Below are 23,056 nucleotides of genomic sequence, written 5' to 3'. Positions count from 1 at the left end.
GCTTGTCAACACTCTTATCATTTTAAACTTTTTTCATGCGGCGCGCTTATGCAATGTTCGACTGGTATGCTCTAATTAGTCGCTGATGTATCTTCCTGCGGCTTCTGCAATGGCTTTTGTTTCTTGCACGGTACCATATGGATGCTGAGGCGGTGCATAAATCGAATATAATTTGATTGGCCGATCACCAGTATTAATTAAGTTGTGCCATTTTCCAGCGGGAATAATGAACGCAAAGTCCTTGTATACTTGTCTTTGAAAATTAAGTTGATCTTGTTGATCGCCCATTGCGACAAGCCCTTGACCATCTTCGATCCGTATGAACTGATCAAGGTGAGGATGAACTTCAAGACCGATGTCTTCGCCGACATTGATACTCATCAAGGTAAGCTGCAAATGGGATCCCGTCCATAAAGCTCTTCGATAAGCAGTGTTCTGTTTCGCTGCCTGCTCAATATTAACGACAAACGGTTCCTGTCCGTAATCCTTCAGATTAAGTGCAGTCGGTGATACATCAGATCGTGATTGATATCCCGCTCCATAAGGAAAAGGAACATACTGATTTGAAAAGTACGTAGTTAGTCCCAGCCCGTTTACGTAGTAAGGGTAGGGACAAGCATTGTACAGGATGTTTCTTGGTGCATTTCTTAAATTAGGACTAAAGCATGTTTGATAAGGATACATCTAGGTCAATCCTTTCATAGGCTGATAGCAATAATTTATGCGCTGCATGTAAAGATTGTGCGGATCAGAGGGATGCTCAATCATTTGGGCAAGATCCACAATTATTAGGTGACCCTTGATGGAATTCGTGCGGGCACCTCTCTTCCATGGGGCATCGTAACAGGCACTCTCTACGTGCATTCCGAATGTACGAATCGACGCTCTAGTTAACTCACTCGTTCTTCATGGTAATAAATTCCTAATAATTCTCTCCAGGAAGACATAAACCGAGTGACAAAGGTGATGCAATGCCGATTCTATTAAAAAGTTTAGAATTATATAAATCTACTGAAAATAGGGAACGAGACACTAGTCTCGTTCTTTTTTACGGGCTATGGTAGAGATTGTTGGTTGTCTATTGCTTTATTTTTGAATCTATCAAATAATGGTTGGGAGGAAGCATCTTGAAAAAAATGCTTAGAGGGGCTTTGGTTTTCGTGGCTGCCTTCATGCTGGCGAGTGCGCCTGCACAGTCCTATACGGCGCACGCTAAAGCACCCGGTTACGAGAAAGAGAGTGATCATACGTACATCATCAGTTCAGCGAAAAATTTTACGGCGGGGACAAGACAGAACGTCATCATTCATCAACGGCCGGGCGACGGCGCAATCACATTGAAAAAATCGCGGGGGAGATATGCGACTGATGGTACATTCGTATCTCCTGAAATTTCAACGGATCCATTCGAGTATCTGATTGCTTCGTGGAACAGCGATACACCTGCCGGCACCTATGTTGAGATCCAGGTCCGCGCACTGATCAGCCATTATAATGCCGAAGATCAGTTAGTGAAGGACTGGTCGACTTGGCGCACATGGGGCAAGTGGGGCACAAACATTGGACGGGCAAGTGTCTCGGACAAGTCCGATCCATCGGCTTATGTGGATGTTGACACATTTACCGTACGCGGCAGTCGTGGCGAGACGGCGGACAAGTTCCAGATTAAGGCGGTCCTGCACAGCGACAATCCACGTGTCGCACCGAGCATTCGACTGCTTGGTGCTTCGACCGAACTGGGCTGGAACTCGACCAGCAAGCATCCGAGCACCATCACGTTAAATAAAGACATTGAAACGCCTGCCTATTCGCAAATGATTCGTGATCCTAAGATAGCAAGCTCGATCTGCAGTCCGACAACGATTACGATGGCGATGAATCGCATGGGAGAAAATCTACTGCTCGAAGAAACGGCTTATCGTGATTATGATTATAACTACGAAGGCTTTGGCAACTGGGCATTCAGCTCAGCGCTTGCCGGAAGCTATGGCTATAAATCCTATTCCGTGTTTACCGACATCGATGGGTTGAAAAAGGAAATTGCCAAAGGATATCCGGCGGCAGTCAGCGTTAAATATACAAATGATCCGACCAACACACGCTATCCTTATGTGGAAAGCGCGCCCGGGACAACGCCTGGTCATTTGATTCTTGTCAGAGGATTTGAGACGATTGACGGTCAGGACTATGTCATTGTCAACGACTCATTCGCGCCATCCGATGATACGGCTGTTCGAAAATATAAGATCGATCAGTTCCAAAAGGCATGGGCGAACGGCGTTGCTTACATTGTTCATGACAAGGAAAAAGGTGCAGGATATGCCGCAGCGAATCGTGTGCGTGCGTCTTTGATGCCAACCAAACAGGAAAACGAATACGCACTTTATGTCGGCAAGAAAAAAATCGATATTCCAACGAGCTTCACGGCGGATGTCAGCCCGCTGACCGAGAAATCGGGTACACTCGCGTACACCATTTCCAATGAAAAAAAATACGACACAGACGCGCAAAAGAAATTTTATTATACGCATGAAACAGCGGACGGCAACATTGCGCTCGATGTTAAAAAGCTGGAAGCAGATCTAAACGGAAAGCATGCGACGCTGACTTTTTATGTGCTCGGCACGGAAGGAAATAATTATGTCGCTAAAATTGAACTGAACAAAAAACATAATAGTCATTAAAACAGGTGTACATCACGAATGTACGTAACCCTCCCATTTTCAGAAAGGAGGGTTTTGTTTTTCTTCAATAATTTATTTTTCCCAAGCCCAACTTGATCTAACATAGAAGTCTCGATTCAGATGAAGGGCAGATTATTATTTCAAATAACCGACAAGGGTAAGTGAAGAGAGCACAGTTGTTCCATGCGGCGCACTTTCAATCGCCGCAGTTAGATCCTGTCCGGCTTGAACACCGTGGTGGCGCCCATTATGCCAGCCTGATGCGTGGGTTACATCGTAAACTTTTCCTTTAACGGCTACATAAGCAGGCTGCCCATTTTGTCCATTATATTTTTTCAATTCGGCTAGTGTGAATGTTCGCTTATTACTCTGGTTGGAATTTGATTGACTGCTTTGCTTTGTACTGTTATTTGTCTTTATCACAGCATTCTTATTTTTCGCCAGATAGCCAATGACCGGGACAGCGGACAAAACGGATGCCCCATGCGGTGCGCTCTCAATCGCCGCAGTTAGATCCTGCCCGGCTTGAACACCGTGGTGGCGCCCATTATGCCAGCCTGATGCGTGGGTTACATCGTAAACTTTTCCTTTAACGGCTACATAAGCAGGCTGCCCATTTTGTCCGTTGTATTTCTTCAGCTCAACTAATGTGAATGTTCGTCTATTATTCTTGCTGGAATTTGATTGACTGCTATTCGTTGTGCTGTTATTTGTTTTTGTCACCGCGTTCTTATCTTTCGTCAAATAGCCAACTATTGGAACGGACGCGAGAACGGATGCCCCATGCGGCGCACTCTCAATCGCCGCAGTTAGATCCTGCCCGGCTTGAACACCATGGTGACTGCCGTTATGCCAGTCAGGTGCGTGGGTCACGTCATAAACCATTCCCTTAACTGCGATGTAGGCGGAACGTCCGTTTCTCCCGTTATATTTACTTAATTCTGTGAGTGTGAATTTATGCTTTTTATTTAAGCTGAGTTTTCCTGATTGCGGTTTGTTCACCGATTTGTTCTGTGGCTGTGCGGCAAGATTTCCGCAGCCAGCTAATAAAAGCATGGCTGTGAGTAGTATATAAACTGTATATTTTTTATTAAATAGCATCATTAGGAATGCTCCTTTTACATCGAAAAATTTTCATAATGAATTTTCTTTTTTTGCACATTCAGCCTACGTAACGTTTCAATAGCTGAATCCATCATTTTCGAAGGGCCGCAAATGATATAATGTGTACGTTTCATTCGATAGTGATGGGCGGATAAATAACGAATGATTTTTTCTCGATTCAGGTGCCCGGTTTCACCATAATCATTTGCTTCTCTTGATAAAATAGGAACAAATGTGAAGTTAGGCATTTGTTCGGTTAAAGAAGCAAATAAATTTTGGGATATCAGATCTCTTTTATTCGGAACGTTCCAAAAAAGAATAACGCGCCGCTTTCTGTTTCTATAGCTTAAGTCTTTTAATATGCTGAGCATAGGTGTAATGCCAATTCCTCCAGCGATGAGCACGAGATCAGATTTGGTGCGGTATGCGCTGTTCCCAAGTATCCCGTAAGGTCCCTCAATTGTCGCGTGCGTTCCCGGAGATAATTTTGGAATCGAAGATGTGTAGTCTCCAATTGATTTGACCGTGACAGACAGATAACGCCGATCATTTGGATTGGAAGTAATAGAAAAAGGGTGTTCTTCTTCTGAAATACCGCCATCAAGCATTCGGATAAAAACAAACTGACCTGCTTTATATGGAGGTACATAACCCCGTTCGCGTTTGAAAACAAGAGTATGGATACTTGGCGACTCAGTTGCGATCTGTACAAGAGTATAGGGCTGGCGTTTTGCAAGCTTGATTTTAATTATTTTATGGTATAGATAGCAGCCAAAGGCGATTAAAAAATAAACGGTATAAACGCCGCATATCCAGAAGTTTTGCCGGTAAAAGGCACTGAATAGGAAAACGTGAAGGAAAACTAAAATAATTGCGACGACGTTAGCATTGTGAATCCATACATTATATTTAAAATCAAGAATACGCTTTTTTTCAAGCCAATGTCGAATAAACCCGAGAATCCTAATTCGCCGAGTAATGAAACCGGTCATGAAAATCAGTGAGAGACCAGCGAGAACAAGGAATAGTGTGAGCGCCAGGTCGCCAAATTGACGTACCGTATGCAGATAACCGGACCATATGGCCTCCTCGAGCTGTTTGTGGAGCATCGAGAGCGTGATCGCCACAATTGCGGCGGCACCATGAAATTGGTAGAAATGATTCAACCCAAAGAATCGTTCAATAAATTTGGGACGAGCGCTGATGACAAGCTCAGCCAGCAGCCATGTGTAGGCGATGGATCCAAGGACCATAGGTAATAAATCTCTTAGTGTTTGATAGGCCGGCGGATTCGCTGCATAGACGATCCAAATTGCCGGGAGAGGGCTCAAAAAATAGATAAGCAAAATCATCGCTCTCATTAGTTTTAACATGTCCTTTGTCCTCCAGTGCAGAAGAATGCAATGAGCTTTAATTATATTGTTTCGTTTCTAACAAACATTAAAGCCTTTAGAAAGAAGGTTTGATAGATTACAATAATAATTATAATAATTATTAAATGAAAAAATCTTTAAAGATAGATGAGAAGTTGCACAGAATATAATAATGAAAGGATTGATCAGCATCAGCTCATGGAGTGGGCAACCATTGAAGACGTAATCGTAAACGGTGTTTTCGGAAGCACGGTACTTTAGCACCCATGAAGTTCACAAGTTGGCCTTCTTCACTCAGAGTCAGCATTCTTACGTGGTATAATGATCCAAATCGAATTCATCCTCAAGATTTGAGGGTGATTTTTTTCTAACATACGAACGATTTGCGGGGAGGAATTAAGTGTGACGGAATCTGTGAAGGACCATGCAAAACGACTGCATGAGCAGTACATTGCGCTTGATGCTCATTTTGATCTCTTGATGGAAGTAGATTTGCGGCGGAAGCTTGGTTATCGAAAAGTGATTGAGTCAGAATTTTTGCCGATCCTTCGTGCGGGCGGTGTCAGTGCACTGGTCTGCTCGCTTTTTATTTCGAGTAAGTACTTGCCGGAAATGGGGCTGAAAATGGCTCTAGATCAGGTGAGCGCGCTTTACTCGGAGATTGAGGAATCTCCGGATAAAATCCAATTGTGTACGACCTACGATGACATTTTGGATGCACGCGCCAATCAAAAACTCGCAATCTTGCTTTCTCTTGAAGGTGTGGATCCATTAACGAACGATCTCGGACTCTTACAGATTTTTTATAAATTAGGCGTTCGATTTGTCGGTTTGACCTGGAGCAGGCGGAATTTTGCTGCCGACGGAAGTCATTTTCATGCTGTGGACGAGGGTCGGCAAGGCGGTTTGACGGAGTTCGGCGTCCAACTGGTTAAAGAAGCGGAGAAGCTGAATATGATTATTGACGTCAGTCATTTTTTTACGGAAGAATTGATTCGCCGCAGATACAGCGACGATGAAATCGGTTTGATTATTGGCGGTAATTTCTTGAACCTGTATAAGAAAATTCTTAAATAATTGCTAGGCGAGCGGCACGACTTTGGTACCATGCACTTCTTGAATTGATAGCTTTTCTGCTACTTCAGAAACATTTTCTGTGGAGATGCCTCCGCCGGGCAAAAGGATCAATCGGTTGTCCGCATACTGAATGAGTTGCCGCAAATGATCAAAATGTCCTTCAATTGATTCGCCTATTAATCCTCCGTGGGTCAGAATACGTTTTACACGATGGTCAGCCAGCCAATCAATAGCGCTGAGCTGCGCATCATGATCTAGTTGGTCGAAAGCCATGTGGAACGTACTGTCCAGATTACCGGCAGCTTCGATCAACGTACGCGTGGCGGGTTCGTCCAGGTGATTTTGCCCAGTCAGGCAGCCGAAGACAACGCCGTCGGCACCCAACTGCTGCGCCTGATCGATGTCCGAGCACATCATCCGGATTTCATCGTCGTAATAAGTGAAGTTCCCACCGCGTGGGCGAATCATCACCATGACCCGTACTTTTCGGGAGTGGCAGTACTGAATGGAATGCGCCATCACGCCATAACTAACGGTGGTTCCGCCAACAGCCAGATTATCGCAAAGTTCAACTCGATTTGCGCCATGATCGATGGCATTCGGAATTTGCGTGAAATTTTCTGCACAAAACTCTTTTATGAGCACCAGATGCACCTCGTTCTTTTATAGAGTACCATGAATGAGAGCGTCATGTTTCATATAAAATAATGATATTGTGGATAGCGATTGGTTCGATTTTGTGTCAAACTCGGAGAAACGCTACTGAGAGATTAATGTCGAAGTTCCGGTCCTTAGTAGCGAAACTGCCTATAAGGAAGGGTGATGTGAAATGATCAATATTTTATTCAACCACTCTCAAATTAATGACCCATGGTGTTTTGACACGTTCAGAAAATACATTCATCCAGATGACAAAGTGACCGTAATTCCCTTTTCGTTTCAAGAGCAATTCATTGATTCAGAGAGATCATGGCAGGCGGCCTATGGAAAAGACCAAGGATACTATTATTCTCAAATTGTTGAACCGTTTTTATCTTATGGGATCGATGAACAGTCAATCAGTTGGGTTAACTATTTCAGCGATACAAAGACAGAAGCGAAGCAAAAAATAGAAGAAGCGGATATCCTCTACTTTCCTGGTGGATTACCCGATAAAATGATGGAGCGGATCATCGAATTTGATTTAAAGAAAATAATTCAACAACATCGTGGTGTCGTTATGGGATTCAGTGCCGGAGCAATGATTCAAATGAGTGATTACCATATTACGCCTGACGAAGACTATGAATCTTTCGGATACTTTAAAGGACTCGGTTTGATTCATTCTTTTGATCTTGAAGTGCATTTTAAGTCGACACAAGTGCAGCTCGATTGTATCAACCGTTCTATAAGGGAAACCGGGCGTCCGGTTTATGCGATGGAGGATGAGGGTGCGTTGATCGTTGTCGATGGAAAAGTAGCCACGATAGGAAAGGTTCATTATTTTGAATGAAAGGCGAGCGATTACTTGTTTGAAATCATAAAAGCCACATTGAATCATTCTGATGATCTGGGGTATGTGCATGCGACATCATGGAAACAAGCGTATCAGGGGATTGTTCCGCAAATGGTTCTTGATCAGCTAACTCCTGAGGCGCGGGCAGCTTTCTTCAAAAAAGTAATTCCCATCAGCCAGCATGAATTCTATAGTGCCTATTTAAGTGATCAGCCTGTTGGCATGATATCAATCGGTAAGTCGCGAGATAAAGAGGTGTCTGGCGATGTTGCGGAAATCAGCACGATTTATTGTATTGCTGCTGTTTGGGAAAAGGGTTATGGAAGAAAGCTAATGAATCACGCAATCAAGCGATTAAAAGATCAATCTTTTCGATCCGTCACTCTTTGGGTGTTCGAAGAAAATAAAAGAGCGAGAAAATTTTATGAAAAATGTGGTTTTACGTTTGATGGAACGAAGGAGCAATTGGCTATTGGCGGGAAACAACTGACTGAAATACGTTATGTTTATTAGCTATAGGTATAAGCTCGTTTATAGTAAAAGTGGTTACAATACCTCTGACAAATCATTGACGGACACTGCTTCGAAATAAGAATCTCATTAATGAGAATGGGGAGCGATAGTATGTCAAATAGCGACTGGTTTACAGTTGAAAAGATTGATGCGCATACGTATGCAATCAGCGAATACGTGCATTGGGAGCGTGTTCACTCCTATCTTTTAATTGGTCGTGAGCAGGCAGCGCTGATTGATACAGGAATTGGCATTGGTGATCTGCACCATGTAGTCGAACAACTGACTGAATTACCGGTCATCGTGTTGACCACTCATGTTCACTGGGATCATATTGGAGGCCATGGATCGTTCAAAAAACATTTTGTACATAAGAAAGAAAAAAGCTGGTTAGAAAATGGTATTCCGGGCTTATCAATTCAGCAAATTCGTAGTGGCGTTTTTAAGGATATAACAAAACCGATCCCTCCATCAGTACATCCCGAAACCTATTATCCCTTTAAAGGAAAGCCGAGCGGACTGTTTCAAGATAATGATATTTTTGAACTTGGTGAACGAAAAATTAAGATCATTGATACACCTGGGCACTCGCCTGGTCATGTCTGTTTTTATGATGAGTCAACCGGTTACCTCTTCTCTGGTGATTTAATTTACACGGAAACACCGATTTATGCCTTTTACCCTTCAACCAATCCCGCTGACCTGGTTAAATCTTTTAAGAAAGTAGCTCGTCTGGAAAAAGAAGTTTCGAAGGTCTTCGGCGGACATAATGAACTTGGACTGGATTCTTCCATTTTGTATGAAGCCGGGGAAGATGCTGAATACCTAATTAATCATGACTTGGTTCGATTTGGTGCCGGTACGCATCACTTTAAAAGGTTGAGTGTCCAATTCTAATTTAAGTTACTGCACTCCACCTCTACTGCGCATCAAAACCATCCTTCTTCATCGAGCGTTCAAACGTCTACACCTGCATGCCAGACAAAGTATGTATTTTTTCCGGGAGACTGTTTTGCCTGATATAAAGCTTTATCGGCGGCAGCAAAGAATTCATGTGTTCCTAAAAAAGAGTCGGAGTCGAATTCACAGATGCCGGCGCTGACCGTCAGTGTTACCGGCAATGATAAGTCGAGACTTCTTTCCTCAAATTCAGCACGGATCTGCCGGGCTAAATGCTCGGTTTCAGCAGCATTACGATGTGTGAGAATGGTGAATTCTTCTCCGCCGTACCGAAAGGCTTGGTCATCCTTATCAATACAGTTCATTAAGGCATGAACAAAACAGAGGAGCGCATAGTCGCCGATGACGTGCCCAAATTGATCATTGAGGTATTTAAAGTTATCGATATCCCAGATGATCAGTGAAAAGCCCTCGTTTTTTTGATGATGGTTTTGGATGAAGAGAGTCAATTGCTCATAAAAGGATGCGTGATTCAGCAGCTTTGTCAGTGAATCCTGCTTGACTTGGATGCTTTTCGAGATAATATGATCGACCAGGTATGAGAGACAGGCGAGAACAATACGGGCGAGTATGAAGAGTACACTCATTAATGCAACCATACTTATGATTTCCATAAAGCCCTGATCCGCCCGCGCTGCTTCCGGCTTTAGCGGAAGAATAAAGAAACAAAAATGCAGATAGCTGAGCAGACTTGAGACGGTAGCAAATAAAAGCGGCTTCTTGTCAATATACAGAAGTGAAATTAAAATAGGAATACAGAAAACAGCATAGATGGTGCAGACAACATAATGCACAAAGACAAGATTAATACAAATGGTCAAGGTCGCGATAAGCAGGACGAGCGATTGCATTGTTGGATTTGCTTTCTTGATGAAATACTCAATCAACACAGAGGCGGCGCATAGAACGAGAATATTAATGATTGTCGGTCTGATCACATAGATTTGCAGATAATTAATTATAGGCAGTTCATGTTGGGAAAAGCCGGTAATGAATAATTTCACGAAAAAGATGCTTAATTCGGTTAGGAAAATGGCAGTCAGGCAGATCCACAAATATTTGTATGAAATACGACTCCATCTTGAGAAATTGATTGCATGTTCATATTTCAATTGCTTCAATAATGACGCTCCTCCTTAATCTTGGATGTGTGTTGTGGTTACATACTGATTCTCTAGGAGAAAATCAGGTTAAACTAGATAGATAGGCAAAGTCCGTGACCGATATTTGCCAATTAGAGTCGTTCACTGTGCTTGTTGCTTATCTTTACTATAGTATCGTTAAATAAGTGGCTTTTTCTGTGACATACGTATCGAATCACGACTTTTATACTGTTTTGTCACTTTTTTTAGTTGCAAATTAGATTGAACAAATGGTCACAAGTGAAAGGGGATAATGCCAATGAACTATGATGAATTAACGGCAGAACATCTGGATGATATGGCGCGTCTTTATGTTGATGCGTTCAATGCACCACCGTGAAATGATGAATGGACGGTGGAAACAGCGCGAAAAAGGCTTCATCAAATGATCCATTGCGAGGGTTCGTTCGGATTGGTCGCCTATCAAAATGGCAAGCTGTCCGGTCTTATTTTGGGTGGTGAAGAACAATTTTACGATGGCGGGATGTTCACGATTAAGGAGTTCTGTGTCGATCGAGAGTTGCGCCACACTGGAGTTGGGACAAGCCTGCTCAATGCGTGCGAGAAGCGTTTAAAGGAAAAGGGAATAAGGACATCATCTTATTTACAGCGAGAAATGATGGAACAGAAGGTTTCTATCAACGTAGAGGCTTTCATTCGCTAGACGATATGGTCATGATGGGAAAAGAACTGTAATCCATGCAATTAGAGGTACATAAAAATTGAGGAGGTACAACGATGGCTACTGCAAATGAAAAATGGCTGTCCATCCCGAAGGAAGCAAGAGAACAGTTGAAGCGCAATGTCTGGTGCACGAATTGCGGCAAAGCAGTCAAAATTGTTGGTTATGTGATTGATCAAGACCGTTTCGGTATTATCTTAAAAGGAAAATGTGCGACTTGTGGACATGATGTTGCGCGTGTGATTGAAAACAATTAATAGAAGGGAGATCACGAGTATGCTGAATCTAATCAAGCCACCAATGCTCAAGCCTGGTGATACGGTGGCGACGGTCAGCTCTTCTTGGGGCGGCGCAGGCGACGAAGAAATTAATTGGCGCTACCTTCAAGGGAAAGAACGATTGGAGAAGGTTTTCGGTTTAAAGGTCGTTGAAATGCCAAACACTTTGAAAGGCACGGAGTATGTTTACAAGCATCCGGAAAAGCGAGCTGAGGATTTAATGCAAGCGTTCGCTGATCCGTCGATAAAAGGAATCATCTCTTGTATCGGCGGCAGCGACAGTATTCGGCTTCTTCCTTATATTGATTTTGACGTGATTCGGAACAATCCGAAAGTCGTGACCGGTTATTCGGATAGTACGGTGACTCATTTTTTCTGCCTGAAAGCGGGTGTTTCCAGCTTCTATGGTCTGTCCTTGCTCAATGATTTGGCCGAGAACATTCAAATGTCGGAGTACACAGAACAATGGGCGAGAAGAGTACTTTTCAGTAGTGCTCCAATTGGCGATGTTCCGGTGTCCAAGAAATATACGGCGCAGCGCCTTGAATGGAAAATCGAGAACAAAAATGTGGCGAGAAAATTTGAAGCAAATACGGACTATGAGCTCTTGCAGGGCAGAGAAACAGTGACCGGACGGCTGATCGGCGGCTGCCTGGAGGTCATTGACATGATCAAAGGCACTTCACTTTTTCCGGAATTAAGCGACTTCGATGATGCCATACTTTTTCTTGAAACATCTGAAGAAATGCCTCCGGTTTGGCTGCTTGAGGACAGTTTGAGAAGCTATGGCGTGATGGGAATTTTCGATCGAATTAACGGATTGATTTTCGGTAAACCGTACAAAGGCACGTTCTATGAGGAGTATAAATCGGTCATCCGTTTGATTTTAGCGGAATTCGGCAAGGAAAATTTGCCTGTCCTGTGTAATGCCAGCTTCGGCCACAATGAGCCGAAATGTCTCCTGCCTTATGGTGCGATGGCGGAACTAAGCTGCGATAAACCCGGATTCGCCATTTTAGAATCGGGTGTTGAGGGGGACTCGTGATTATTAGAAAAATGAACATGGATGATCTGCCGCAGCTTGCCGCTCTGTACCGACAGTTCTGGAATGAACCGTCGGATGTTGCGAAAATGCGCGCTCAATTCGAGAAAATAAACCATCAAAATACGCATATTTTACTGAGTGCGTTAGCGGATCATCGGTTAGTTGGATCAGTGATGGGCGTGGTCTGTGAAGAGCTGTACGGTGATTGCCGGCCGTTTCTTGTTGTTGAGAACATGGTTGTTGACCAGGCAATGCGACGAAGGGGTGTCGGCGCACAGCTGCTTGGTGAATTGGAGAAACAAGCCCGGGTAAGAATGTGTACGCAAATGATTCTTGTGACAGAAACGGATCGCAGTGATGCTTGCCGTTTCTACGAGACCTATGGCTTTTCACGAGACATCAAAGGGTACAAGAAAAAGCTGTAATTCTTTCAGGTATTCATTTTGAAAGAGGAGAGATCATTATGAAGCATGTGCCGAATATACTCACGGTAAGCCGTGTCATTTTCACGATTCTGATGCTTCTTTTTTACAAAGATGGTTGGGTGTTTGCTGGACTTTATAGTGCGGCGGTGGTTAGTGATCTTCTTGATGGTTTTATCGCTCGCAGAACAAACAATCAGAGCAGATTCGGCGCGCGGCTGGATTCATTCGCGGATATGCTGATGTACCTCACTCTAATGGTGCTGATCTTTTATTGGGCGGGTGAACTGCTCGTGCCACTTATCCCATGGATTGTGCTTATCGCAATGATTCGAATCGGAAACTTTCTAATCACCGCGTACAAGTATCATGCGTTTGCTGGCTTGCACACATGGTCGAACAAATTGACCGGAGCGCTTTTGGTCCTCACCCCGATCGTTTATTTCACGTTCAAGCATGGTGGCTTTTTCTGGATTGTCTGTCTGATCGCGCTATGCTCTGCGGTTGAGGAAACACTCATTCATTTAACCAGTTCGACGCTGAATGAGAATCGGCGCAGTATTTTTGTTGAACGATAATGATTATGCTGAAAGTAATACAGCTCTCAATCAGTTGACAGTATCGGATGACCTGCATAGACTTTTACTATGTAATAAAACGGTTACAAGTCGTTCGTTTTGGATTGGGTGTACCCATGAAGGAGGAATGTACGATGTTCGAATTCTTAGCTAACCTATTCTCGTCACTTGCAGGTGTTTTTTGGTTCAATCGTTCAAAAAAAAAACAGAACAGTCAAAAAAATGAGCATACCTTCATCATAATAGAGGGAACACAAACTTTTTGTTAAGTTTGTGACCTTTTTTGTTTCGTAATCGTTTAGACCAACTGAATCATATTGTATTTGGTTGACTGCAAATCATTGAAAAGAGGACAAGGTATGATCTATATCGCTCTATTGCGCGGCATTAATGTCGGCGGGAAAAACAAGATAAAAATGGCAGAGCTGCGAAACGTGCTAGAAACTGCCGGCTTTCAAAAGGTACGCACGTATATTCAGAGTGGGAACATACTTTTTGAATCAGACGATGTTGAAAGTGAACTGATTGCGCGGATGGAGGAGGTTATTGAGCATAAATTCGGCCTTGCGATCCATGTTATGATGAGGTCCAAAGTTGAATGGGATAGGATTGCTCGGAATTGCCCATTCGCTGAAGCCGAAATCGCGCGCGCAAAGGAAACGGCGGTGGGCGAGTGCCTCTATGTGTCCATGCTCGATTCAGCTCCTGACCCAGAAAAAGTCATGCTTCTATCAGAATCCGACTTCGGTACGGATCGCTATCAAATCGTTGGCCGAAATGTCTATCTTCTCTTTCATCACAGTATCCGCAATTCGAAGCTGGCCTTGCGCGTTGAGAAATTGGGCACTTATTGCACAACGCGAAATTGGAAAACAATTGACAAACTCCTTGCGCTCTCAAGCCAATCCGAGTGATTATAATAGAGTTGATGATCAAAAAAGAAAACAATCGGAGGGATTCAAGCAATGGAAAGCTATGATGCCGTACTCGCCTTTTTTGAAAAGGCTGATGAACCTGCAAATGCGGGAAAAGTGGCCGAATCGACCGGATTAGATAAGAAAGAAGTCAATAAAGTGATGACCAAGTTAAAAAAAGAAGAGAAAATTGTCTCACCAAAAAGATGCTATTGGGAGATTAAGAAATAATTTTCACAGCAGGTTTGTGCCGGGGAAGTGGTTCGCAACTCGCTCCGATTTTTTTACAAGTTAAGAACGTTTAGCGTTTTGGCTTGCTGGTACGATGATAAGGTCATAAGATTTGGTTGGGCGATCAGGTAAGCGCCCAAATCTGAAATAGAGGGAGAAATTCCGCTTAATTAGAAAATGAACGAAAAAATAGCTTAAATAGACGGAGAATTTCCGCTTATCGAATCGAAAAGCGTGAAAATGGCTGGTTTTTCGGTGTATAAGCGGAAAAATTACCCTTATGTACCTGGGAAACAAGCGCCATGATGTATATAACCGGAAAATCTCCGCTTATTTTATTCCGGCCGCGTTACTTCATTAAGGACCAAAATGATTTAAGAAATAGAACTGTTTGTTTAAGAGAAGTTTGATGATTCAAAACCGCGGTTGGAGCAAAGGATCTTTCGCTAACTACATGCGCGTCCTACGCATAACGCGAAAGTCACTACATCCTGTAGAAATACGCGCGGGTAGCTCAAAACTGCGCTTCCTTGATCTTCGACGCTCAGGACGAGCCAGTGTCAGGCATGACAAGCGACGTGGCGTTCTGCCTGGCCTCCTCCTTTTTGAACAGGCTCTTATACGTATAACTTTCCTCCTAAATCGCCATCCTAATTGTATTAAACTATGGATGGTGATTTTCAGATGGAGACGGTTAGTGAATTTTTGAATCACTTAGAGTATCTTAACCGTTTTAATAAGAATCAAAAATTGTGGTTGCGGGCGATGGTGTCTTTTATTCGTTGCAATTTTCCGGAATGGGAAGAAACAACCTTTTGCCGGATGCCCACGTATTACTGGCGTCACAAATACATAACTTTTTCAGCAACAAAGGATTGTTTTTACTTTCATACCAATGATGAAACGCAGATGCTCCTCTTGAAAAGGCTGCTCGTGAATGTCAGCTATGGTAAGCGATGCGTTCGTATCCCTCTGAGTGATACAACGACAATGCAAACGTTCTTCGATGTGTTTCGCAGCGTCTCTCACCGAGTACATGAACGGGAAAATCTACGCAAAATCCAGGCGAGATCAACTAATAGTTTGAATAATGATTCGGTTGCCAAAAAATTATTACAGTGATATAATTTTTATTAAGAAAGATGTTGAAATAAGTCGAATTACATAAAAAAGTGAAACCATATAAGTCTGCAAATAAGGTGTGGAAGTTTCTACGCGGCAACCGTAAATTGCCTGCGCTATGGTGTTCTTTTTCCGGTGACCCGGGTATGGCATCTGCTATTGGAATTTTCCATGCGCAGAACCGCTTTTATTTGCCATGGTCATTGGGAACTCGTCGTAAGGCAGAGGACACCGGTTCCCTGCTTTTTTACTGTTTGACTAACCATAACTATTGAAGGAAATCAGGTGAACCGAAAATGGATGAATTTGTGCTCAAGGTTGCGGGAGTCGAACGAAAGCTTCCCGTTGTCCGGATCGCGGATAATATTAAGATTGCAAGCTTTGTTATTTTGGGGGATACGGAGTTAGTATCCGCCGCAGCCGCAGAATTGAAGGAGCGCATTCCGGAAGCGGATTATTTTATTACAGCGGAAGCAAAAGGCATTCCGCTGATTCATGAACTGGCAAGACTGTGCGGGAAGAAACGCTATATTGTTGCACGTAAAAGCATTAAGCCGTACATGAGCGAACCGTTTGCCACTGAAGTTTATTCGATTACGACCCAGAGAAAGCAGCTGCTTTGCATTGAAAAAGATGAGAGCGAAATGATTAAGGGCAAACGCATTCTGATTGTAGACGATGTGATCAGTACCGGCGAATCGGTACATGCACTTGAAAAATTGATCACAAGAGCAGGCGGCGTGCTCGTTGGTAAAGCGGCGATTCTTGCCGAGGGTGAAGATGCGATCAAGCGTGATGATATCATTTATCTTGAAAAGTTACCGTTGTTCCCGATCGATTCGTCCGATGCCATCCAATAAAGCAGGGAGACTATAACGTTGAGCTTTAAAATTGAGAATATAGGCTATAAATATAGCGCAGACACGCCGCAAATCTTAAAAAATATTAATATGGAAATAAAAGAAGCTGAAGTGACCGCAATTGTCGGACCGAGTGGATGCGGCAAGTCCACGCTCGTCAGCATTCTTAGCGGTGTCATTCCGGTCTTAATGAATAAAGGCGAACTGACAGGCTCTTTTCAGACCGGGGATGATCTAGTGATCTCGGTGGTCAGCCAGACACCGGAGAATCAGCTGTTCGGCTATGGCGTAGAAGACGCACTCGCATTCGGTGTGGAAAACATGGGACTCAGCAATCAGGAGATTCATGAACGTGTCGAGTATGTCCTTGATTTGCTCCATATTCAGCATCTGAGGAAGCGTGCGGTGTCAACACTTTCCGGTGGACAAAGGCAGGCGGTTTGCATCGCCTCCGTCCTCGCAATGCGTCCGGATATGGTGATCATGGACGAGCCGGTCAGTTCGCTTGATCCTCAGGGCAAACAGTTGATCCAATCCGTGTTGAATCAACTGAGAGCCTCCGGACAGACAACGGTCATTGTTGACAATAATTTGGATTGGTTTTCAGACATTGTCGACCATGTCGTTGGCCTCGATGGCGGCGAAGTTGTGTTCGATGGGAACAGGGATGAATTCTTCGCTCAGTTTGAAGTTCAGCAGCGGCTTGGGGTGATCATTCCTCAAGAAGTCGAGATCTATCGCGAACTTTCGAAAAAAGTGAGTGGATTAAGCTCTTTTTCCTCACTCGATGGCGCTTATGAAGTGCTCCATGATCGGGTGAAGCAGACGGAAACGGCTGCAGCATTGGAAAAGATGGAAAATCATTCTGAGGCAGTTCTAAAGGTAACCCATCTCAGCAAGAACTTCCAAGATGGATTTCAGGCGTTGAAAAACATCAACGCCGGATTCTCGAAAGGAAAGATCATTTCCATACTCGGCCAAAATGGTTCCGGCAAGACGACTTTGGTTAAGCATCTGAACGGTCTTTACCAGCCAACCGAGGGTGAGGTGACGTATCAAGGTGCGGGAACAGCGGGTAAATCGGTAGCTGAAATCAGTCGTGATGTTATTCTGGTGTTTCAGCATCCGGAGCACATGCTGTTTGAAGAAAATGTCTACCGGGAATTGACATTCTGCGCGCGCGCTCAAGGTGTTCCGTTCAGTGAAGAAGAAGCACTCGCAGTCCTTGAAAAATATGATTTGTTAGCAGATAAAGATGAGCTTCCGGTTAACCTTTCCATGGGCAAGAAGCACTTATTGACCATTTTATCCGTCCTCTTTTCAAGTGCTGAAGTGATCATTCTCGACGAACCGACCTTAGGCATGGATTTGCATTTGAGAAATCATTTGGAAGGCATTATCAGGCATCTGAAGGAAAAAGGAAAGACGGTCATCCTGATCAGTCATGAGATTCCGCTTGTCTTTAAATTATCCGACGAGCTTTTGGTTCTCGACCATGCGTCAATGCTGAAAGAAGGCAGCGCGCAGCAGCTTGCGGGTGACGAAGCGTTGTTCGAGAAGATTCACATTGACTTGCCGCCGGTGGTCCAATTGTCCAAGAAACTTGGAATCAAGCCGCTGGCATGCAACGTGGAGGACTTCACCGATGCGATTGCCGAACAGGTGAAGATTGGAGGTGCAGATCGTGGGTGATTTCTTACAATACGTCGAATTAAATTCGTTTCTGCATCGCCTCGACCCGCGCACGAAATTTGTCTTTTTCATTATCATGTCTGTTCTGACATCCTTTGTGAAAAGCGGCGTCGCGCTCCTATTCCTTTTTCTCGTCTTTTTGGCGATCTGGCTCATTGGCCATATCGGCAAATACATGCTTGTGCTTCTGAACAAAGTCAAGGTGCTGCTGCTTTTCATTTTTCTACTGTGGCTTGTGCTCGGCGCATTCACGATCAATGAGGGGCCGACGATTTACCGGGCAGCATTTTCGGTAATTGGTAATCACTATGTATTCAGTTTAGATTGGTTTGATTTCTATAAAGGCGCCGTGTACGCCCTGCGCATTTTCTTGATGATTTCGGCCTTTTATACTGTGATTCTGACAACGAATTTCAGCCAGATTATTCTTGGTCTCCAGTCCTGGCGCGTTCCGTATGCCGTTGCCTTTGGTGTCGGACTCGTTTTCCAGATCATCCCGATGATCGTACAGGAATTCGCGACGATTATGGAAGCGCAGAAATCACGCGGGCTTGAAGTGGATAAATGCAGCGCATTTGCGAAAATGAAAAACTATGTGATTGTTTCTTTGCCGCTGTTGTTCCGAGTGCTGAGCAAAGGGCATTCCATCTCGCTTGCCATGCATTATTATAAATTGAATTTTAAAGTCAAACGTACATCCTACACAATGATTAAGGCAAGCTACTCTGATGCGCTTTTCGCATCGGTGACGGTTGTTGCCACAGTGGTGACGATCATATTGCAGCTTAACTATTATATTCAAATTTAGATGGGGAACTTGAGTTAATCCCCGTTGATGTTGCTAATGTTTGAAAATTATGAAGAAAGTCGGGAGGATTATGCAATGATTTCAAAATGGGAAAACTTGACTCGAGATGAAATCGCGGCCATTGATAAGGATTCGGCAATTGTATTCCTGCCAACGGCGGCAACTGAACAGCATGGCCCGCATCTGCCGGTCGGTACCGACGCTATAATCTTATCTTCGCTTATCGACCATTTTATCGCGACACAACAATTCGATGAAGGATCACTGATCTTTGCTCCGCTGCTGAATGTTGGCAAGAGCAATGAGCACATGGGCTTCGCCGGAACGATCACTTATGGCACGCAGACTTATTATTCCGTGCTGCACGATATCGCCGGTGCTATCGCCAAGAGTGGATTTAAGAAGCTTGTGCTTTTTAACAGTCATGGCGGCAATACAGACATGCTCAACATGATCAGCCGCGACCTGAGAATTGATTTCGGCATGGACGTCTTTGTCTTCGATTGGTGGTTCACCTCATTCTGGGACAAGGGACTAAAAGGCTTGAAGCAGTCAGGAAAATACGGCGTTTTCCATGCGTGCGAGTTGGAAACTTCACTGATGCTGCACGCGGCGCCGGAGACGGTGCATATGGAACTCGCGGTCGACGAAGATCCGGTTGAGGCGTTGCGCGATAATGACTTTGTAACGCTGTTCGGTCCGTACAATGCGGGCTGGAAAACTGCAGACGTCACCAAAAGCGGCGTGATTGGCGCGCCGACCTATGCTACTGCTGAAAAAGGCAAAAGGCTGTTTGACTACGCGGTCAAAGAGCTTAATGATATCATATCTACTTTTGCAAAAACAAATTATTGAGGAGGCGTTACGTAGTGAAAAACTTCACCGTCAAGTTTACCTTTGTCAACATTATTTTCTTTGTCATCTTCGGTGTGTTTACCGGCGTGCTTTGGGCTTACGGCAGTCCGATTCCGCTGATCCCGGGTGCTGTTCATTTCAGAACTTTTGCGTTTATTATTCCTGCTATTGGATTTCTTTTTGGCCCGGTATCCGGATTTTTCGCCGGCTACATCGGCACATTGGTTTGGTCACTGCTCGGCGGCTATTTCATCGCGCCGCATACATTGATCGCCGATGGAATCACCGTAGCGCTCAGCGCCGCGCTTCCGGCATATGTTATGACACGGAGAAAGTCGCTTGACGAATTGCTTGTAAACAAAACTTCGTTTATTTGGAAATCGTTGTTTTGGTCGATTCTGTTCGGCTGCTTAATGATCCTTGCGACCAGCCTTTCGCTTTCATACTTCACTGGCCTTGGCTACTGGTACTGCGTAATTTGGATTGGTATTGCGGACGTTGTGCCGATCGCGCTGACACCGTTTGTGGTTGTCCTGCTCGCACCGCGTCTCAAACGGATTCAGACAATTATTCCACGCGTATAATACTAAAGCAAACAAACCGCAGGCGAGTGCTTGCGGTTTGTTTTTAATTATCTGGATTTAAATTATTTGTGGTTCTATCATTTATAGATTAATAGAGAAATGCATTTCATAAAAAAAGGCCGGACGCGCGGAAGGAGATAGAGAAGTTGGCAGAAATAATTGATGTGCAGATTGTGCCCCTGTTGCCTTCAGATTGGGCAGAAGTATGTTCAGTTTATATTGCAGGAATCAAAACAGGAATAGCAACCTTTCAAGCTGATGCCCCAAGCTGGGAGGAGTGGAACGAGGCTCATTTAGGAACATGCCGATTTGCAGCAAAGGCAGATGGACGGCTTTTTGGATGGATCGCTTTGAGTCCAGTGTCCAGCCGCTGCTGCTATAAAGGCGTTGCCGAGTTGAGCATTTACATCCTTCCGGAGGGCAAAGGGCACGGCATAGGAACTGCTTTGATGAACGCGGTGATCATGGCATCTGAGAAACAAGGATTTTGGACACTTCAGTCAGGAATCATTGCAGAAAATAAAGCCAGCCGCGCATTGCATAAAAAATGCGGGTTTCGCGAAATTGGCTATCGTGAGAGAATCGCACATATGCCTGATGGGACGTGGCATGATACGATCCTCGTTGAACGAAGAAGTAATCTTGCCGGTCGTTAATGAAAGGTTTCCCGTTAATTCATTCATTCCGGTAATGCTGATTAATAAATACGTAGAAAAAAGCGAGTGACACCTAATTTAGAGTTCGCTCCTTTTTTTTGAGCTGCTTCATAATCTCTTCTGAAACAAAGTCATTTTTTCTCTGTTACCTTCAAATACCAAGATGTATGCAAGAGAAAATCGGGATATTTTCAAATAAGTAGTTCAGAGGATTCTGCTGAATTAAACGTCCCGAGAATCTGGCCAGTTTGGATTAAAATTCAAATTGTTACTCGTGTTCAATAGATAACTGCTTTTTTATAAAATTGCTTTATAATGAAAATATGGCAAATATGTGAACACAAACAGGGAAGGGAAGTCTATCGAATGGACCAAAAAGCTAGAAAAGCAGCACTACGCGGCATTACGTACGGATTGTATCTGGTAGGCACTAAGGATGAAAGCGGTGTGAATGCGTTTGCCGGCAACTTTTTAACACAGACTTCTTTCGAACCGCCGCTCGTGACGCTGGCCGTTAAAGCGGGTACGCGTTCGCAGCAGCAAATCGCGTCAAGCAGCGTGTTCAGTGTGAATGTATTGGAAAGCGGACAAAAGGATATGGTAACGGCATTTTTCCGACCGCTTGAAGTTGAAGCTGATAAACTCGCGGGTTATGAATTTTACGCAGAGGAAACCGGCTGCCCGATTTTTAAGGATGCGCTTAGCTTCTTTGAATGCAGCGTTGTTGACCGACTTGAAATTGGTGATCACTTTATTTATGTCGGTGAAGTGATCAATGCGGGTGTGCATAAAACTGGCGATCCGTTGACCATGAAAGAAACCGGTTTCTATTATGGCGGTTAATGGAAATGGGTTCCGCTTACTTTCGGACTGTGCTATAGTCCAATTAGATGCACATAGATTTGAAAAATCAGACAGCTGAGGTGAGAAGGCGCAATGTACAGCTTTAAGAATGATTATAGTGAAGGCGCGCATCCGCAAATTCTAAACGCGTTGGTGGAGACCAATCTCGTTCAGGAAGAAGGCTATGGCGAAGATCAGTATTCGCTGCAGGCGGCCGAGTTGATTAAGAAAAAGATAAATGACCACAATGCCGCTATTCATTTTTTGACTGGAGGTACGCAAACAAATATGACGGCCATCGCCGCATTTCTGCGTCCTCATGAGGCGGCCATTGCTGCGGCAACCGGACATATCAATGTTCACGAAACCGGGGCGATCGAAGCGACTGGTCACAAGGTGCTGGCGGTGCCTTCAGGCAAAGACGGTAAGTTGACGCCGGCGGGTATTCAATCGATGCTGGATGCTCATCCGGATGAACATATGGTGAAGCCGAAGCTGGTGTACATATCCGACACGACCGAGAACGGTGCGGTTTATACGAAAAGTGAATTGAAGGCAATTAGTACTTTTTGTAAGAGTAAAAATCTCTATCTCTATTTAGACGGCGCGCGACTGGGATCAGCGCTCACCTCGAAGGCGAACGATCTGGAACTAAGCGATCTGCCGAAGCTTGTTGATGCGTTCTATGTCGGAGGCACGAAAAACGGCGCGCTGCTCGGCGAAGCGCTCGTGATCTGCAATGATGTGTTGAAGGACGATTTCCGCTATCTGATGAAGCAAAAAGGTGCGATGCTTGCTAAGGGCCGGCTGACTGGTATTCAGTTTCTTGAATTATTCCGGGACAACCTGTTCATTGATCTCGCGGCACACGCTAATACGATGGCGATGAAAATCAGCGATGCTATACAAGCCGCCGGCTACACGTTCTTAACGCCGCCGGTCTCTAATCAGATTTTTCCGATCCTGCCGAACGATTTGCTTGAAGAACTTCACCAACAGTTTAATTTCTTTGACTGGGAAAAAGTTGACGAAAATCATTCAGCTGCACGCCTTGTGACTTCATGGGCAACCAAAGAAGAAGCCGTTGATGCATTTATTGCGAGCTTAAAAGAAAAAGTAACTAGATAGAAGATGAGCA

Annotated in this window: 26 protein-coding genes and 1 riboswitch; of the genes, 21 read left to right on the top strand and 5 right to left on the bottom strand. The window is 44.2% G+C overall.

Annotated features, from left to right (window positions below):
• Positions 1-75: 75 nt before the first annotated feature.
• Positions 76-684: a cupin domain-containing protein gene (locus ABWW58_RS09180; RefSeq protein WP_353868847.1), complete on the bottom strand. Its 609-nt coding sequence runs from the start codon at positions 682-684 to the stop codon at positions 76-78.
• Positions 685-1,136: 452 nt separating this feature from the next.
• Between ABWW58_RS09180 and ABWW58_RS09175 the strand changes: the two genes are divergently transcribed.
• Positions 1,137-2,684, top strand: coding sequence for a C39 family peptidase (locus ABWW58_RS09175; RefSeq protein ID WP_353869077.1), 1,548 nt, complete (start codon positions 1,137-1,139; stop codon positions 2,682-2,684).
• Positions 2,685-2,819: 135 nt separating this feature from the next.
• Here the strand turns inward: ABWW58_RS09175 and ABWW58_RS09170 are convergent, their stop codons facing one another.
• Positions 2,820-3,788: a cytochrome b5 domain-containing protein gene (locus ABWW58_RS09170; protein WP_353868846.1), complete on the bottom strand. Its 969-nt coding sequence runs from the start codon at positions 3,786-3,788 to the stop codon at positions 2,820-2,822.
• A 14-nt stretch (positions 3,789-3,802) separates the two neighbouring features.
• On the bottom strand, positions 3,803-5,161 hold the full coding sequence (locus ABWW58_RS09165; protein WP_353868845.1) for a ferredoxin reductase family protein: 1,359 nt from the start codon (positions 5,159-5,161) through the stop codon (positions 3,803-3,805).
• A gap of 402 nt (positions 5,162-5,563) precedes the next feature.
• On the opposite strand from ABWW58_RS09165, the gene ABWW58_RS09160 reads away from it, so the two are divergent.
• Entirely contained in the window at positions 5,564-6,238 is a 675-nt protein-coding gene (locus ABWW58_RS09160) for a dipeptidase (protein WP_353868844.1), read from the top strand.
• Positions 6,239-6,241: 3 nt separating this feature from the next.
• On the opposite strand, the gene ABWW58_RS09155 is transcribed toward ABWW58_RS09160, so the two are convergent.
• The gene (locus tag ABWW58_RS09155) at positions 6,242-6,883 is read right to left on the bottom strand and encodes a copper homeostasis protein CutC (protein ID WP_353868843.1); all 642 of its coding nucleotides are present in this window, start codon (positions 6,881-6,883) and stop codon (positions 6,242-6,244) included.
• Between the two features lie 184 nt (positions 6,884-7,067).
• Between ABWW58_RS09155 and ABWW58_RS09150 the strand changes: the two genes are divergently transcribed.
• From ABWW58_RS09150 to ABWW58_RS09140, 3 genes are all read left to right on the top strand, one after another.
• Positions 7,068-7,730, top strand: coding sequence for a Type 1 glutamine amidotransferase-like domain-containing protein (locus ABWW58_RS09150; RefSeq protein WP_353868842.1), 663 nt, complete (start codon positions 7,068-7,070; stop codon positions 7,728-7,730).
• Positions 7,731-7,745: 15 nt separating this feature from the next.
• Positions 7,746-8,246: a GNAT family N-acetyltransferase gene (locus tag ABWW58_RS09145; RefSeq protein WP_353868841.1), complete on the top strand. Its 501-nt coding sequence runs from the start codon at positions 7,746-7,748 to the stop codon at positions 8,244-8,246.
• 111 nt (positions 8,247-8,357) lie between these two features.
• A complete protein-coding gene (locus ABWW58_RS09140; RefSeq protein ID WP_353868840.1) occupies positions 8,358-9,143 on the top strand; it encodes an MBL fold metallo-hydrolase in 786 nt (261 codons plus the stop codon).
• Positions 9,144-9,202: 59 nt separating this feature from the next.
• On the opposite strand, the gene ABWW58_RS09135 is transcribed toward ABWW58_RS09140, so the two are convergent.
• Complete coding sequence (locus ABWW58_RS09135) at positions 9,203-10,327, bottom strand: GGDEF domain-containing protein (RefSeq protein WP_353868839.1); 1,125 nt, start codon at positions 10,325-10,327, stop codon at positions 9,203-9,205.
• 376 nt (positions 10,328-10,703) lie between these two features.
• Here ABWW58_RS09135 and ABWW58_RS09130 point away from each other — a divergent pair, with 376 nt between their 5' ends.
• The 16 genes from ABWW58_RS09130 to ABWW58_RS09055 all read left to right on the top strand — a co-directional run bounded on the left by ABWW58_RS09130 (position 10,704) and on the right by ABWW58_RS09055 (position 23,046).
• Positions 10,704-11,012 carry a GNAT family N-acetyltransferase gene (locus tag ABWW58_RS09130; protein ID WP_353868838.1) on the top strand — a complete coding sequence of 103 codons (309 nt, stop codon included), beginning with the start codon at positions 10,704-10,706 and terminating at the stop codon, positions 11,010-11,012.
• 74 nt (positions 11,013-11,086) lie between these two features.
• Positions 11,087-11,287, top strand: coding sequence for a hypothetical protein (locus ABWW58_RS09125; protein ID WP_353868837.1), 201 nt, complete (start codon positions 11,087-11,089; stop codon positions 11,285-11,287).
• A 19-nt stretch (positions 11,288-11,306) separates the two neighbouring features.
• Complete coding sequence (locus ABWW58_RS09120; protein WP_353868836.1) at positions 11,307-12,353, top strand: S66 family peptidase; 1,047 nt, start codon at positions 11,307-11,309, stop codon at positions 12,351-12,353.
• Positions 12,350-12,778: a GNAT family N-acetyltransferase gene (locus ABWW58_RS09115; protein ID WP_353868835.1), complete on the top strand. Its 429-nt coding sequence runs from the start codon at positions 12,350-12,352 to the stop codon at positions 12,776-12,778. Before ABWW58_RS09120 ends, ABWW58_RS09115 begins: the two co-directional genes overlap by 4 nt.
• A 38-nt stretch (positions 12,779-12,816) precedes the next feature.
• Positions 12,817-13,353, top strand: a complete 537-nt coding sequence (locus ABWW58_RS09110) for a CDP-alcohol phosphatidyltransferase family protein (protein WP_353868834.1) — start codon at positions 12,817-12,819, stop codon at positions 13,351-13,353.
• 359 nt (positions 13,354-13,712) lie between these two features.
• Positions 13,713-14,267, top strand: coding sequence for a DUF1697 domain-containing protein (locus tag ABWW58_RS09105; protein ID WP_353868833.1), 555 nt, complete (start codon positions 13,713-13,715; stop codon positions 14,265-14,267).
• A 51-nt stretch (positions 14,268-14,318) separates the two neighbouring features.
• Positions 14,319-14,498, top strand: coding sequence for a MarR family transcriptional regulator (locus ABWW58_RS09100; protein ID WP_353868832.1), 180 nt, complete (start codon positions 14,319-14,321; stop codon positions 14,496-14,498).
• Between the two features lie 684 nt (positions 14,499-15,182).
• The gene (locus ABWW58_RS09095) at positions 15,183-15,620 is read left to right on the top strand and encodes a hypothetical protein (protein ID WP_353868831.1); all 438 of its coding nucleotides are present in this window, start codon (positions 15,183-15,185) and stop codon (positions 15,618-15,620) included.
• A gap of 36 nt (positions 15,621-15,656) precedes the next feature.
• Positions 15,657-15,759: riboswitch (purine riboswitch) on the top strand.
• A 157-nt stretch (positions 15,760-15,916) separates the two neighbouring features.
• Positions 15,917-16,480: a phosphoribosyltransferase family protein gene (locus ABWW58_RS09090; protein WP_353868830.1), complete on the top strand. Its 564-nt coding sequence runs from the start codon at positions 15,917-15,919 to the stop codon at positions 16,478-16,480.
• Positions 16,481-16,498: 18 nt separating this feature from the next.
• A complete protein-coding gene (locus ABWW58_RS09085; RefSeq protein WP_353868829.1) occupies positions 16,499-18,172 on the top strand; it encodes an ABC transporter ATP-binding protein in 1,674 nt (557 codons plus the stop codon).
• Positions 18,165-18,980: an energy-coupling factor transporter transmembrane component T family protein gene (locus ABWW58_RS09080; RefSeq protein WP_353868828.1), complete on the top strand. Its 816-nt coding sequence runs from the start codon at positions 18,165-18,167 to the stop codon at positions 18,978-18,980. Before ABWW58_RS09085 ends, ABWW58_RS09080 begins: the two co-directional genes overlap by 8 nt.
• A gap of 75 nt (positions 18,981-19,055) precedes the next feature.
• Positions 19,056-19,835: a creatininase family protein gene (locus ABWW58_RS09075; RefSeq protein WP_353868827.1), complete on the top strand. Its 780-nt coding sequence runs from the start codon at positions 19,056-19,058 to the stop codon at positions 19,833-19,835.
• A 14-nt stretch (positions 19,836-19,849) separates the two neighbouring features.
• The gene (locus ABWW58_RS09070; RefSeq protein ID WP_093670416.1) at positions 19,850-20,419 is read left to right on the top strand and encodes an aminotriazole resistance protein; all 570 of its coding nucleotides are present in this window, start codon (positions 19,850-19,852) and stop codon (positions 20,417-20,419) included.
• 146 nt (positions 20,420-20,565) lie between these two features.
• Complete coding sequence (locus ABWW58_RS09065) at positions 20,566-21,075, top strand: GNAT family N-acetyltransferase (protein ID WP_353868826.1); 510 nt, start codon at positions 20,566-20,568, stop codon at positions 21,073-21,075.
• Positions 21,076-21,441: 366 nt separating this feature from the next.
• Positions 21,442-21,918 carry a flavin reductase family protein gene (locus ABWW58_RS09060; protein ID WP_353868825.1) on the top strand — a complete coding sequence of 159 codons (477 nt, stop codon included), beginning with the start codon at positions 21,442-21,444 and terminating at the stop codon, positions 21,916-21,918.
• Positions 21,919-22,011: 93 nt separating this feature from the next.
• Positions 22,012-23,046, top strand: a complete 1,035-nt coding sequence (locus tag ABWW58_RS09055; RefSeq protein WP_353868824.1) for a threonine aldolase family protein — start codon at positions 22,012-22,014, stop codon at positions 23,044-23,046.
• The last annotated feature ends 10 nt before the right edge of the window (positions 23,047-23,056 follow it).

The sequence above is a fragment of the Sporolactobacillus caesalpiniae genome (assembly GCF_040513385.1).
Lineage (GTDB): Bacteria > Bacillota > Bacilli > Bacillales > Sporolactobacillaceae > Sporolactobacillus.
Note: the sequence above shows the minus strand (reverse complement) of the source record. Positions and strands in the feature narration are given on the sequence as shown.